Raw genomic sequence first — 13463 nt, 5'->3', positions numbered from 1 at the left:
GCCTCCGCGGGCGCGGAGGCCGCGGCCGTCTACGGCCCGAACGGCGCCGGCACGACGCTCGTCTCCGTCGCCGCCCCGCGCGGCACCACCGGCTACCGGCGGCTCGGCGACGGCCCCGGCTGGCCCCGGCAGACCCGCTCGGAGCTGGCCGAGCCGCAGAGCGGCCGCGAGGACCGCAGGACGACGCTCGCCTCCTTCGTGCAGTTCACCGACCTGCACCTGACGGACGTGCAGCACCCGCTGCGCTACGAGTTCTTCCGGGCCGGCGAGCCCGGCGCGTGGCGGCCGCACGAGGCGCTGACCCTGCCCGGCGTCGTCTCGCTCATCGAGCGCGTCAACCGGCTCCGGCACGGGCCCGCGACGGGCTCGCCGCTCTCCTTCGTCATCACCACCGGCGACAACGGCGACGAGAACGCCAAGATCGAGGTGGAGTGGTTCCTGACCGCCATGAGCGGCGGCCGCATGACCCCCAACACCGGCGACCCGCGCCACTACGAGGGCGTCCAGAACAGCGGCCTGAAGCTGTTCTGGCAGCCCGAGAGCGCCGTGCGCGACCAGGACAAGCAGGCCGGCTACCCGCGCATCCCCGGCTACCTCGGCGCGGCCACCCGCCAGGTCAACAGCCCCGGCCTCAACATCCCCTGGTACTCCACCTACGGCAACCACGACGGCCTCTCCGGCGGCTGCTACCCCGCCGCGGGCACCTTCATCGCCGAGGCCGCGACCGGTAACAAGAAGCTCCAGATCGTCTCCGCCGCCCAGGCCAAATGGCTGATGGAGGGCGAGTCCAAGGGCGTCGACCCCAAGGGCAAGCGCATAGAGGCGGTGCTGAAGGAGCACAAGAAGGAGATGCGCACGGTCACCGCCGACCCCCGGCGGGTGCCACTGACGGCGCGTCAGTACGTGGCCGCCCACCTCGAAGCCCGCTACAAGGGCCACGGGCCCGTGGGCCACGGCTACACCCGCGAGAACCTCGACTCCGGCAACCTCTACTACTCCTTCAAGATCTCCGACAAGGTCATCGGCATCAGCCTCGACACGACCGACCCCGGCGGCCACTACCAGGGCTCGCTCGGCACCGGCCAGCTGCGCTGGCTGGAGCGCACCCTCAAGCACTACGAGGACAAGTACGCGCTCGTCTTCAGCCACCACCCCAGCTGGAGCATGGACAACCTCACCCCCGACCCCACCCGCCCCGGCGAGGACCGCCACGACGGCAACGAGCTCATCGCCGTCCTGCAGGACCACAGCAACGTCCTCGCCTGGATCAACGGCCACAGCCACCGCAACCGGATCCGGCCCCGCGGCACCTTCTGGGAGATCGCCACGGCCTCGCACGTCGACTACCCGCAGCTCGCGCGCGTCATCGAGGTCACGGACAACCACGACGGGACGATCTCGCTCTTCACCACCCTCATCGAGTCCGCCGCCCCCTACCGCACCGACTTCGGCGACCTCTCCCAGACCGGCCTCGCCTCCCTCTACCGCGAACTCGCCTTCAACGCACCCGGATCCGACACCTCCCTCGGCGGCGCGCCCGCCGACCGCAACACCGAGCTCCTGCTGTCCCGCCGCTGAGGCGGCCTCACCGGGGCAGCACCACCAGATACGCGGCGGGGTCGCGGTCGGCCGACGCCATCAGGGCGGTACGGACCACCGCGGCCTGCTGCTGCGGGGACTCGCGCAGCTTCTTCGGCGTCACGTGCACGACCATGACCCCGAGCCGCTCCAGGTGCTCCCGCTTGCGGAACTGCGCCGACCACACGGCTTCCTCGTCCTGCCGGGGCGTCCGCGCGTCGATCTCCACGGCCACGCTGTACTCCGGCCAGAACGCGTCCACCCGGCCCAGCTGCGGCCCGCCGGGCAGCCGCAGGTCCACGTTCCACAGCGGCGCGGGCAGCTGGTGGTCGCGCACCAGGTCGTAGAGCCGGCCCTCGGCGACGGCCCGCCCCTCCGCCAGCAGCGTGTCCACCGCGTCCACCACGTGGGCCCGCCCCAGCAGCCGCGCCCGCGTCAACTCCTGCACGACCGCCGCCGCTTCGCAGTGCCCGCCGCGCACCGCCTCCGCCAGCAGCCTGCGCACCGTGGACGCGTCCGTCAGCTGCCCGATCGCGTCCGCGACCGCCCGCGCGACCGGCGCGACGGGCACCCCGGTCAGCAACTGCGGCTGCGGCAGGGAATGCGCCCGGACGATCCGCGCGAAACCCGTCGTCCGCAGCCTGCGGGTGCGCGGCACGAGCACGTCGATGTGGTCGAGGGCGAGCAGCGGCGGCACGGACGTGAAGCGGTGCAGGGCCAGCGCCGCCGCACCGGTGATCATGGCGGGGCCGTACAGGCCGGCCGCCGCCTCCCGGGCCGCGGCGGTGGCGGTGCCCGGGCCCGGCTGGACGGGCCGGCCCTGGGTGCGCGGCACCGTGTACAGCAGGGCGGCGTGCAGCCGCTCCTCGCTGGTGGCGGGCCCCGTGCGGAGCAGGAAGACGCCGGGCAGCAACTGCTGCCACGGCCCGCCGGGGCGGCAGCGCTCCCCGGCGGCGGGTCCGGACACACCGTGGTCGCGCAGCTGACGTGCGGTCATGACACGGTGACGGACGTCGGAGAGGTGATGCAGGGGGCGCGGGGAGAGAGGGGTGTCGGAGTTCATGCCCGGCACGTTCCCGCGTCCGCGGCGGGCGCTAACCCGGTGTTACAGCCCCGTCGACATTTCCGGACAACGCTGCCCTAAAGTACGGGCGTTCGACGCCCGGCCCGCCGTGCGGGCGGGGGCCGGGCCCTTGGCTTCGAGCCGGCGCGGCGTCCCTCGTCTCCGCCGCAGGCGGCTTCTTATGTCCGCCGCGACGGCGAGAAACCTCGTACTGCGCATTCGGCGGTGCCGGACGCAGCTCAGCGGACGCTGGATGTCCCGGCTGCGGGGAAGCACCCCGCAGCCGGGACCGTACCCCCGTAGCCGCGGAGCTACTCCGCGGCGCCGTCGCACTCCTGCGCCCGCAGCGCGCGAGCGAGGTCGTCCCGCGCCTCCAGGACGAGCCGGCGCAGCGCCGCGGGCGAGCCCGCGTGCTCCGCGAGCCACGCGTCGGCCGCGGCGAGCGTGCGGGGATCGTCCTGAAGGCTCGGGAAGAGCCCCCGCACGACGGCCATCGCGTACTCGATGGACCGCTCGCGCCACACGCCCTCGATCACCGCGAAGTACCGCTCGGCGTACGGCGCGAGCAGCTCCCGCTGCCCCGGCTGGTCGAAGCCCGCGATGGTGGCCTCGGCGAGGGCGTTGGAGAGCTTGTCGGAGCCGACGACGGCCTCCCACGCCTCCTCCTTGACCGCCGCGGACGGCCGCGACGCCAGGCAGCGGACGCTGTGCCGCTCGCCGGAGGCGGTGTTGTCACGGGCCAGCTCCGCGGCGACCGCCGCCTCGTCGGCCGCGCCCTGCCCGGCCAGCGCGGCCAGGAACGCCCAGCGCAGCTCCTGGTCCACCTCCAGCCCGTCGATCTGCGCGGAGCCGTCGAGCAGGCCGCGCAGCAGCTGCAGGTGGGAGGCGTCCGCCGCCAGCTGGGCGAAGAAGCGCGCCCACGCCAGCTGGTGGCCGCTGCCCGGCTCGGCGCGCCGCAGCTCGCGCAGCGCGCCCTCGGCGAGCTCCCGCCCGCCCCGCTCGCGCCACGCGGGCGACGCGTAGTGCACGAGGGCGGTCCGCGCCCACGCCTGCAGCATCTGCAGCACGCCGACCTCGCTCTCGGCGCCCGCGAACCGCTCCACGAGGCCGACGAAGTCGCGGGCGGGCATCAGCCCGTCGCGCGTGAGGTTCCACAGCGCCGACCAGCACAGGGCGCGCGCGAGCGGGTCCGCGACGTCGCCCAGGTGCGCGCGCAGCGTGTCCAGCGAGCCCTCGTCGAAACGGACCTTGCAGTAGGTCAGGTCCTCGTCGTTGACCAGGATCAGCTCCGGGCGCTCGGCCCCGGCCAGGCCGGTCACGACCGTGCGCGGGCCCGCGACGTCGACCTCGGTGCCGGCGTAGCGCACCAGCGCGCCGTCCGCGCCCTCGCGGCGGTAGAGGCCCACGGCCACCCGGTGCGGGCGCAGCTCGGGGTGCTCGGGCGAGGCCTCCTGCAGGATCGCGAGCTCGGTGATCCGGTCGGCGGCGTCGTACGTCGCGAGCGGCGTGAGCGAGTTGACGCCCGCGGTCTGCAGCCAGGACCGCGCCCACGCGGCCATGTCGCGGCCCGAGGTCTCCTCCAGCACCTCCAGCAGGTGCGACAGCCGCGTGTTGCCGAAGGCGTGCCGCTTGAAGTAGCGCCGGGCGCCCTCCAGGAAGGCCTCCCGCCCCGCGTAGGCGACGAGCTGCTTGAGCACGGACGCGCCCTTGGCGTACGTGATCCCGTCGAAGTTGAGCTTGGCCTCCTCCAGGTCGTGGATGTCGGCCGTGACGGGGTGCGTGGAGGGCAGCTGGTCGGCGCGGTAGGCCCACGCCTTGCGGCGGTTGGCGAAGGTGATCCAGCCATTGGTGAAGCGGGTCGCCTCGACCATCGAGAAGGTGCCCATGAAGTCCGCGAAGGACTCCTTGAGCCACAGGTCGTCCCACCACTCCATGGTCACCAGGTCGCCGAACCACATGTGCGCCATCTCGTGGAGGATGACGTTGGCCCGGCCCTCGTAGGCGGTCTGCGTCACCTTGCCGCGGAAGACGAACTCCTCGCGGAAGGTCACCAGGCCCGGGTTCTCCATCGCGCCGAGGTTGTACTCGGGCACGAACGCCTGGTCGTACTTCCCGAAGGGGTACGGGTAGTCGAAGTTGTCGTGGAAGAAGTCCAGGCCCTGCTTGGTGACGGTGAAGATGTCGTCCGCGTCGAAGTGCCGGGCCAGGCCCTTGCGGCACAGCGCGGCCAGCGGGATCTCCAGGGCCGTGCCGTCCGGCAGCGTGCGGCTGTAGTGGTCGCGGACCACGTGGTACGGGCCGGCCACGACCGCCGTGATGTACGTGGAGATGGGCAGCGTCTCCGCGAACTTCCACGTGGCGGCGTCCGGCGCGACGGGCTCGGGCTCGCCGTCCTGCGCGCCGTTGCCCAGCACCGTCCAGCCGGCCGGGGCGGTCACCGCGAGCGAGAACGGCGCCTTCAGGTCGGGCTGCTCGAAGTTCGCGAAGACCCGGCGGGCGTCGGCGGGCTCGTACTGGGTGTAGAGGTAGACCTCGCCGTCCTCCGGGTCCTCGAAGCGGTGCAGGCCCTCGCCGGTCCGGCTGTACGCGCACTGCGCGTCCACGACCAGGACGTTCTCGGCGGCCAGCCCGTCCAGCGCGATCCGCGCGCCGTCGAAGACCGCGGCCGGGTCGAGCGCGCGGCCGTTCAGCGTGACGGCCGTCACGGCCGGCGCCAGCAGGTCCGCGAAGGTCGCGGCGCCAGGCTCGGAACAGCGGAAGCGCACGGTCGTCACCGAGCGGAAGGTGCGGTGGTCCTGTCCCGCCCCCACCGCGGACCGCAGGTCGAGCGCCACGTCGTAGGCGTCGACCGACAGCAGCCGGGCCCGTTCGCGGGCCTCTTCGCGGGTCAGGTTCTCACCGGGCACGTCGGGACTCCCTCTGCTGGATGGTGTGTTTTGGACAACAGCGGAATCATGGCACGGGGTGTCTTTGTTGAAACTGCGAACGAACGGCCCGCCTGAGGAGACCCCCGTGACCGCTGTGGAGAACAAGACCCCCGCCGACTTCTGGTTCGACCCGCTGTGCCCCTGGGCCTGGATGACCTCCCGCTGGATGCTGGAGGTCGAGAAGGTCCGCCCCGTCGAGGTGCGCTGGCACGTGATGAGCCTCGCCGTCCTCAACGAGGACAAGCTCGACACCATGGACGAGCGGATGCGCACGATCATGCGGACCGAGGCGTGGGGCCCGGTGCGGGTGTGCGTCGCGGCCGCCGCCAAGCACGGCGAGGACGTGCTCGGCCCCCTCTACACCGCCCTCGGCACCCGCTTCCACAACCAGGGCCTGCCGCGGGACCGCGAGACGATCGTCGCCGCGCTGGAAGAGGTGGGCCTGCCCGCGGAGCTCGCGGACGTCGCCCACTCGGACGCGTTCGACGGCGAGCTGCGCGCCTCGCACGCCGAGGGCATCTCGAAGGTCGGCCAGGACGTCGGCACGCCCGTCATCGCGGTGCCGGGCGCGGACGGCGAGCAGATCGCCTTCTTCGGCCCGGTCGTCACCCCGGCCCCCAAGGGCGAGGCCGCGGCGCGGCTGTGGGACGGCACGCTGCTGGTGGCGTCGACGCCGGGCTTCTTCGAGATCAAGCGCACCCGCACGCAGGGGCCGGTCTTCGACTGAGTGCTCCGCTCGACGCGCGGTTCTCTGACTGCGGGCCGTCGGTGGCTGGTCGCGCAGTTCCCCGCGCCCCTGACGGGGCGCGATAGGCGCCGGCCGACGCGCGCTTCGGCCACCCCTCCCTTAATGTCCCGGTATGGGGCAGACCGAACTCACGTCGCCGATCGGCTGGGACGGCGGCCGGGCCGACGCGGACGCACCGCTCGCGAACCGGTTCGCCGAGCGGGCCGTCCGCCCGTACGACCTGCTGCTGCGAGCCGCCTGCCAGGCGCTCGTCCCGCTGCGGTCCGCCCTGGGCCTGCGCCGGGCGGCCGGGGTCCTGCGGCACTACCTGCGCGGGACCGGCACCCCGTACCGCGTGGACGCGGACGCCCTGCTCGCCCTTCCGGCCGTGCGCTCCGCGGCCGGGGAGCAGCTGGAGCGCTGGCGCGCCGAGGCGCTGGAGCAGTGGCGCGGCGGCCCGCGCACGGCCGCCGCGTACCCGGCGGACAGCGGCTGGCGCGAGGTGGCGCTGCCCCGGGCGTGGGGGAGCGCGGACTGGCGGCTGGCGGTGCGCGCGTTCGCGTACCGGCTGACGGGCACGGTCCGGGTCGCCGCCGACGGCACGGCCTCGGCCGACTACCGCTTCGCGGTGCTCGCGTGCTGGGACGCGGGGCGGTTCGCCCGGCTGCACGACGCGGGGCTCGCGAAGGGGTTCGCGGTGACGGGCGAGGCGTTCGGCCACGTGTGAGAAGGGCCCTCGCAGCTGCGAGGGCCCTTCTCCGCCTGCCACGTGAAGGGTGAGAAGACGATCACGAGCAGGACACCGGGGAGCGTTCCTTACGGAACGAGCAGCAGGTTGCCGCGCTGCTTGGCGGCCTCGAAGCGCTTCGCCACGTCCTGCCAGTTGACGACGGCCCACATGGCCTCGATGAAGTCGACCTTCTGGTTCTTGTACTGCAGGTAGAAGGCGTGCTCCCAGGCGTCGAAGACCAGGATCGGGACCGAGCCCTGGCCGACGTTGCCCTGGTGGTCGTAGACCTGCTCGACGATCAGCTTGCCGCTGATCGGCTCGTAGGCGAGGACGCCCCAGCCGGAGCCCTGCGTGGTGGCGGAGGCCTTGCTCAGCTGGGCCTTGAACTTGGCGAAGGAGCCGAAGGACTCGGCGATGGCGTCAGCGAGCTCGCCCACGCCGTCCTTGTCCAGGGGCTCGCCGCCGCCGTCGCCGGTCATGTTCTGCCAGTAGATGCTGTGCAGGATGTGGCCGGAGAGGTGGAAGGCCAGGTTCTTCTCCAGGCCGTTGATCGCACCCCACTGGTCCTTGTCACGGGCCTCGGCGAGCTGCTCCAGGGTGTCGTTCGCGCCCTTGACGTACGCCGCGTGGTGCTTGTCGTGGTGCAGCTCGATGATCTTCGCGTCGATCGTCGGCTGCAGCGCAGCGTAATCGTAGGGGAGTTCAGGAAGTGTGTAGATGGCCATGCCGAGCCCTCCGACTTATTGCAATTAACTTGCAAGTGGACGTTACCAGCAAGAGCATCTGACGCGCCGTAAGGGGGGCGTCATCCCCGTGGATCTCCGACTAAAGACCGAGGCGGGCTAGGTCCTGAAGATCAGGACCCGGCCCGCCTCGTGGGGGGTGTGGTGGTGGTCTGCGGCGTGGCCGGAAACGCGGGGTCAGCGCTTCCCGGCCGTCACCCGCTGTCGTGCGTAGCCGATGAGGGCGAGGGCGGCCGTGAGCCCCGCCGTGAAGTACAGCTGCACGCGGGTGTCCTCCTCGCGCAGCATCAGGGCCAGGACGCCCACGATGCCGGCCAGGGCCACCCAGGTCAGCGCGGGGAAGAGCCACATCTTCACGACGAGCTTCTCCGGCGCCGTGCGCTCCAGCTGCCGCCGCATCCGCAGCTGGGTGACGGCGATGATGCCCCACACCACGAGCACCGCCGCGCCCGTCATGTACAGCAGCCACTTGAAGACCGTGTCCGGCCACCAGTAGCTGAGCAGGACCGCGAAGAAGCCGAAGGCGGAGGAGGCGATGACGGTCAGCCGCGGCACGCCGTTGCTGACCTTGGCCAGGAAGCGGGGGCCCTCGCCGCGCATCACCAGCGAGTGCGACATCCGGGAGGCGCCGTAGATGTTGGCGTTCATCGCGGAGAGCAGGGCGACCAGCACGATCACGTTCATGATCTGCCCGGCGGCCGGGATGTCCAGGTGCTTGAGCACCGCCACGTACGGGCCGTCCGTCAGGAGCGACTTGTCGTTCCAGGGCAGGACGGTGACGACGACCAGCATCGAGCCGACGTAGAAGAGGGCGATGCGCCACATCGCCGTGCGGACGGCCTGGGCGACGCCCTTGACCGGCTGCTCGGACTCGGCGGCCGCGATCGTCACCGTCTCCAGGCCGCCGTACGCGAAGACCGACGCGAGCAGGCCCACGACCAGGCCGTTGGCGCCGTTGGGGATGAAGCCGCCGTTGCCGGTGAGGTTGTCGGCGCCCGGGGCCTCCGTGCCCGGCAGGACGCCGCAGATGGCGAGGACGCCGAGGACGAGGAAGACGCCGATCGCGGCGACCTTGAGCGTCGCGAACCAGAACTCGAACTCGCCGAAGTTGCTGACCGCCGCGAGGTTCGTCCCGCAGAAGACGGCCATGAAGATCAGCACCCACATCCACGAGGCCGTGGAGGGGAACCAGGACTGCATGATGTGCGCCGCGCCGATCGCCTCGACGGCTATGCCCACACAGAGTTCGACCCAGAACATCCAGCCGGCGGTGAAGCCGGCCCAGGGGCCGATCGCCTTCTCGGCGTGCACGGAGAAGGTGCCCGAGGCCGGGTTGGCCGCGGCCATCTCGCCCAGCATCCGCATCACGAGCATCACGAGCAGCCCGGAGGCCGCGTACGCGAGCACGATCGCCGGACCGGCGGCGGCGATGCCCGCACCGGAACCGACGAAGAGGCCGGCCCCGATGACCCCGCCGAGGGCGATCATCGACAGGTGGCGCTGCTTGAGGCCGTGCGACAGATCCGTGCCGCCCGGCGCCTGGCCGCTGACCGCGCGCTCGGGCGCGGAGGTCGCAGAAGTCCGAGTCATGGTCGTGTGTGTCCCGTGGGGTGAGAGCGGAAAAGTTGCCTCAGTGTGGGGGTCATGTTCGCCCAGGACAACACCTGTGACAGAGCTGTCCGATATTCAGACGCAGGTATGACTGTCCGTGCCTGACATCTCGCCAGAAGGCGATGAAAACGAGCCGACCCGGCGGGCCGGTCAGGCCGCGCGGCGCAGCCGGAGCTCGCGCACCCAGGCCACCACGAGCACGGCGCCGGTCGCCGCGGCCGACCACAGGAGCTGCGGCCGGGCCCCCTCGTCGGTGATCATCAGCACCAGCACGCCGGCCATCCCGGCCAGAGCGACCCAGGTCAGATAGGGGAAGGCCCACATCTTGAGGGCGAGCCGCTCCGGCATCTCGCGCTCGATGCGGCGCCGCAGCCGCAGCTGCGAGACGGCGATCAGGCCCCAGACGAAGAGCAGTACCGCACCCACGGCGTTCAGCAAGTACCGGAAGATCGAATCCGGCCACTCCAGGTTGAGTATCACCGAGGCGAAACCGAAGGCGACCGACGCCAGCACGGCCCGGCGCGGCACCCCGCCGCCCGACACCTTCAGCAGGCCCTTGGGGGCCTCGCCACGCTCGGCGAGCGAGAAGACCATCCGCGAGGAGCCGTAGAGATTGGCGTTGAGCGCGGACAGCAGGGCCACGAAGACCACGATGTTCATGATCTGGCCGGCGGCCGGGATGCCGATGTGGTCGAGCACGGCCACGTACGGGCTCTTGCCCGGCTGCATCGACGACCACGGCAGGAGGGTGACGATGACGAGCATCGAGCCCACGTAGAAGAAGAGGATGCGCCACACGGCGCTGCGCACCGCACGGCCCACCGCGCGCGCCGGGTCGTCGGACTCGGCGGCGGCGATGGTGACGACCTCCAGGCCGCCGAAGGCGAAGACGACGGCGAGGACGCCGGAGACGACACCGCTCACGCCGTTCGGCAGGAAGCCGCCCTGGCCGGTGAGGTTGGTGAAGCCCACGGCCTCGGTGTCCGGCAGCACGCCGAAGATCGCGAGCAGGCTCAGCGCCAGGAAGAGGACGATCGCCCCGACCTTGAGCGCGGCGAACCAGAACTCGAACTCGCCGAAGTTCTTCACCGCGGTGAGGTTGGCGGTCGTGAAGACCACCATGAAGATCAGCACCCAGCCCCACTGCGGGACGCCCGGCACCCAGCCGTTCGCGATCTGGGCCGCGCCCGTCGCCTCCACGGCCAGCACGACCACCAGCAGGAACCAGTACAGCCAGCCGACCGTGAAGCCGGCCCAGCGGCCCAGCGCCCGCTCGGCGTGCACCGAGAACGCGCCCGAGGCGGGCATCGCCGAGGACATCTCGCCGAGCATCCGCATCACCAGCATCGCGAGCGCGCCCGCGATCAGGTACGAGACGATGATGCCCGGGCCCGCGACGGCGATGCCGGCCCCGGAGCCCACGAACAGGCCCGCGCCGATGACGCCGCCCAGCCCGAGCATCGTCAGGTGCCGCTGCTTGAGCCCGGCCGACAGGGGTTCTTTCTCGGCCGCGAGGGAATCGGCGGCGGGGGGTGCGTCGTGCATGGGCTTCGTACTCTCGGGTCCGCGCGAAAAGCGCTGGGGGTCTTCGCAGCCGCAAGGAGCAGGTGCAAAGAGGTATAGGTGACTCCACATTCTCCCGGGGAGGTGCCCCGAGCCAAGCCTCAAGGGAATCCAGTGACGAGCATCACGCGTAATTCCGCCTGCTGAGGGAACCGCGCTGGGAAGTCTCCAAGCGGAACGGCGCGCCTTTGTCATTGCCGCGCGCTGCCCGGCCGAGACCCCTCGGCTAACGTCACAAAGTCACTTGTCCCCACCACATATCTGCGGAGTAACGATGGCCACCGCCGCTGCCTCTGTTCCCCGGACCGGTACGGTCCTCGCCGATCTGCTCCCCGCCACGACCGCCGGGCGCGCCCGCGTGCGCGACGCGGCCCTGATCCTCGGCGGAGCCGCCCTCACCGGCCTCGCGGCGCAGATCACCGTCCCCGTGCCCGGCTCCCCGGTCCCGGTCAGCGGCCAGACCTTCGCGGTCCTCCTGGTCGGCACCGCCCTCGGCGCCCGCCGCGGCTTCCTCTCCCTCGCCCTGTACGCCGTCGCGGGCGTCGCGGGCATGCCGTGGTTCGCCGAGGCCCGCTCCGGCGCCGCCTTCCCGTCCTTCGGCTACGTCCTGGGCATGCTGCTCGCCGCGACCGTCGTCGGCGCACTCGCCCGCCGCGGCGCCGACCGCTCGGCCCTGCGCACCGCGGGCACGATGGCCCTCGGCTCGGCGATCGTCTACGCCGTCGGCGTGCCGTACCTGGCCCTGTCCCTCCACCTGTCCCTCGCGGACGCGGTGGCGGCCGGCCTGACGCCGTTCCTCATCGGCGACGTTCTGAAGGCGGCCCTGGCCATGGGCGCGCTGCCCACGGCGTGGAAGCTCCTGGGGCGCCGGGGCTGATCCCCTCCTACGCACAAACGCAGCGGCCCGCGTCCCCGAGGGGGACGCGGGCCGCTGCGTTTGTGCGTGCGCTAGCGCTGCGCCGCGCGGTGACGGCGGTCCAGCACCAGGCCGATCACCAGGACGACCGCGCCCACCAGGACGGAGGCGAGCACCGTCTCGCGGTTGTCGCCGCCGGTGTAGAGCATGTAGCCCAGCACGAAGGTGATCATGCCGATCGTGGCCCACGTCAGATACGGGAAGAGCCACATCTTCACCGTCAGCTTCTCCGGCATCTCCCGCAGGATGATCCCGCGCATCTTCAGCTGGGTGAAGCAGATCACCAGCCAGACGAAGAGGGCGACCGCACCGGAGGAGTTCAGCAGGAACTTGAAGACGGTGTCGGGCCACACGTAGTTGAAGAGGACCGACACGAAGCCGAAGACGACCGAGGCGAGGATCGCGACCTGCGGGACGCCCCGCTTGTTGACCGTGGCGAAGGACTTCGGCGCGTCGCCACGCTGGCCCAGCGAGAAGGCCATGCGCGAGGCGGTGTAGAGGCCGGAGTTCAGGCAGGAGAGGACGGCGGTCAGCACGATGACGTTCATGACCTGGCCGGCGTGCGGGATGCCGATCGAGTCGAGCGCCGCGACGTAGCTGCCCTTCTCCGCGATCTCCTTGCTGTCCCACGGCAGCAGGCTGACCACGACGAAGATCGAGCCGAGGTAGAAGACGGCGATGCGCCAGATGACGCTGTTGGTGGCCTGGCGGACCGCGCGCTGCGGGTCCTCGGACTCACCGGCGGCCAGCGTGACGATCTCGCTGCCCATGAAGGAGAAGACGACCATCAGCACACCGGTGAGGATCGCGCCCGCACCGTTGGGCAGGAAGCCGCCGTGCGCGGTGAGGTTGTCCAGCCCGGAGCCCGGGTTGTCGGAGCCCGGCAGCACGCCGAAGACGGCCAGCAGGCCGAGGACCACGAAGGCGGCGATCGCGACGACCTTGATGCCGGCGAACCAGAACTCGAACTCGCCGTACGAGCTGACCGAGGCGAGGTTGGTCGCCGTCAGCACGATCATGACGAGCAGGGCCCAGGTCCACTGCGGCACGGCCGGTATCCAGCCGTTGAGGATCTTGGCTCCCGCGGTCGCCTCGACCGCCTGCACCACGACCCAGAAGAACCAGTACAGCCAGCCGATGGTGAAGCCGGCCCAGCGGCCCAGGGCGCGGTCCGCGTAGGCGGAGAACGACCCGGAGGTCGGGTTGGCCGCGGCCATCTCACCGAGCATCCGCATCACGAAGACGACGAGCGCGCCGACGAGGGCGTAGGAGATGAGGATGCCGGGGCCGGCGGCGGCGATGCCGGAGGACGAACCCACGAAGAGGCCCGCTCCGATGACACCGCCAATGGCGATCATGGACAGGTGGCGGTTCTTGAGTCCGGCCTTCAGGCCGTCCCCGCCCGCCTCCGGGGCGTGGCCGGGATCGCCGGTCGTCGACCCCTTCGTCATGGTCGGCGGTGTCGCGCTCATGTGCACGTTCCTTCGGGTTGTTCCTTAGGTTCTCGGGTTACGAGTGACCGCATTAGAACTTTTCGAAGGCGACTTTAGGAAGACCCGAATCCAATTCGTTGTGTTCACTCAGCGTTACCGCCCACCTGCTGAC

At 71.4% G+C, this 13463-nt stretch carries 10 protein-coding genes; 4 read left to right on the top strand and 6 right to left on the bottom strand.

Annotated elements, in window-relative coordinates; translation table 11 throughout:
• On the top strand, positions 1 to 1578 hold a 1578-nt coding region (locus B7P34_RS16605), incomplete at its 5' end, for a TIGR03767 family metallophosphoesterase (RefSeq protein WP_106677282.1).
• 7 nt (positions 1579 to 1585) lie between these two features.
• Here the strand turns inward: B7P34_RS16605 and B7P34_RS16600 are convergent.
• The gene (locus B7P34_RS16600) at positions 1586 to 2641 is read right to left on the bottom strand and encodes a hypothetical protein (RefSeq protein WP_106677280.1); all 1056 of its coding nucleotides are present in this window, start codon (positions 2639 to 2641) and stop codon (positions 1586 to 1588) included.
• A 311-nt stretch (positions 2642 to 2952) separates the two neighbouring features.
• Positions 2953 to 5547: an aminopeptidase N gene (gene pepN / locus B7P34_RS16595; RefSeq protein ID WP_106677278.1), complete on the bottom strand. Its 2595-nt coding sequence runs from the start codon at positions 5545 to 5547 to the stop codon at positions 2953 to 2955.
• Positions 5548 to 5662: 115 nt separating this feature from the next.
• Here pepN and B7P34_RS16590 point away from each other — a divergent pair, with 115 nt between their 5' ends.
• Both B7P34_RS16590 and B7P34_RS16585 read left to right on the top strand, forming a co-directional pair.
• A complete protein-coding gene (locus B7P34_RS16590) occupies positions 5663 to 6295 on the top strand; it encodes a DsbA family oxidoreductase (protein ID WP_435693965.1) in 633 nt (210 codons plus the stop codon).
• A gap of 133 nt (positions 6296 to 6428) precedes the next feature.
• Entirely contained in the window at positions 6429 to 7022 is a 594-nt protein-coding gene (locus B7P34_RS16585; protein WP_106677276.1) for a hypothetical protein, read from the top strand.
• A gap of 89 nt (positions 7023 to 7111) precedes the next feature.
• Here B7P34_RS16585 and B7P34_RS16580 read toward each other — a convergent pair whose 3' ends face one another.
• From B7P34_RS16580 to B7P34_RS16570, 3 genes are all read right to left on the bottom strand, one after another.
• Complete coding sequence (locus B7P34_RS16580) at positions 7112 to 7750, bottom strand: superoxide dismutase (protein WP_106677274.1); 639 nt, start codon at positions 7748 to 7750, stop codon at positions 7112 to 7114.
• Positions 7751 to 7945: 195 nt separating this feature from the next.
• The gene (locus tag B7P34_RS16575) at positions 7946 to 9358 is read right to left on the bottom strand and encodes an amino acid permease (RefSeq protein WP_106677272.1); all 1413 of its coding nucleotides are present in this window, start codon (positions 9356 to 9358) and stop codon (positions 7946 to 7948) included.
• Between the two features lie 171 nt (positions 9359 to 9529).
• Complete coding sequence (locus B7P34_RS16570) at positions 9530 to 10924, bottom strand: amino acid permease (protein WP_106677270.1); 1395 nt, start codon at positions 10922 to 10924, stop codon at positions 9530 to 9532.
• A gap of 292 nt (positions 10925 to 11216) precedes the next feature.
• On the opposite strand from B7P34_RS16570, the gene B7P34_RS16565 reads away from it, so the two are divergent.
• Positions 11217 to 11819 (top strand): biotin transporter BioY, encoded by a 603-nt coding sequence (locus B7P34_RS16565; protein WP_106677268.1) that lies wholly within the window; start codon positions 11217 to 11219, stop codon positions 11817 to 11819.
• Positions 11820 to 11890: 71 nt separating this feature from the next.
• On the opposite strand, the gene B7P34_RS16560 is transcribed toward B7P34_RS16565, so the two are convergent.
• Positions 11891 to 13330 carry an amino acid permease gene (locus B7P34_RS16560; protein ID WP_106677266.1) on the bottom strand — a complete coding sequence of 480 codons (1440 nt, stop codon included), beginning with the start codon at positions 13328 to 13330 and terminating at the stop codon, positions 11891 to 11893.
• Between the last annotated feature and the right edge of the window lie 133 nt (positions 13331 to 13463).

The organism is Streptosporangium nondiastaticum (assembly GCF_003011965.1).
GTDB classification, from domain to species: domain Bacteria; phylum Actinomycetota; class Actinomycetes; order Streptomycetales; family Streptomycetaceae; genus Streptomyces; species Streptomyces nondiastaticus.
Note: the sequence above shows the minus strand (reverse complement) of the source record. Positions and strands in the feature narration are given on the sequence as shown.

Bases quoted from the DNA above. Each gene is read 5' to 3' on its own strand.
- B7P34_RS16600 (WP_106677280.1), bottom strand. From the start codon at position 2,641: ATGAACTCCGACACCCCTCTCTCCCCGCGCCCCCTGCATCACCTCTCC.
- B7P34_RS16585 (WP_106677276.1), top strand. From the start codon at position 6,429: ATGGGGCAGACCGAACTCACGTCGCCGATCGGCTGGGACGGCGGCCGG.
- B7P34_RS16580 (WP_106677274.1), bottom strand. From the start codon at position 7,750: ATGGCCATCTACACACTTCCTGAACTCCCCTACGATTACGCTGCGCTG.
- B7P34_RS16575 (WP_106677272.1), bottom strand. From the start codon at position 9,358: ATGACTCGGACTTCTGCGACCTCCGCGCCCGAGCGCGCGGTCAGCGGC.
- B7P34_RS16570 (WP_106677270.1), bottom strand. From the start codon at position 10,924: ATGCACGACGCACCCCCCGCCGCCGATTCCCTCGCGGCCGAGAAAGAA.
- B7P34_RS16565 (WP_106677268.1), top strand. From the start codon at position 11,217: ATGGCCACCGCCGCTGCCTCTGTTCCCCGGACCGGTACGGTCCTCGCC.
- B7P34_RS16560 (WP_106677266.1), bottom strand. From the start codon at position 13,330: ATGAGCGCGACACCGCCGACCATGACGAAGGGGTCGACGACCGGCGAT.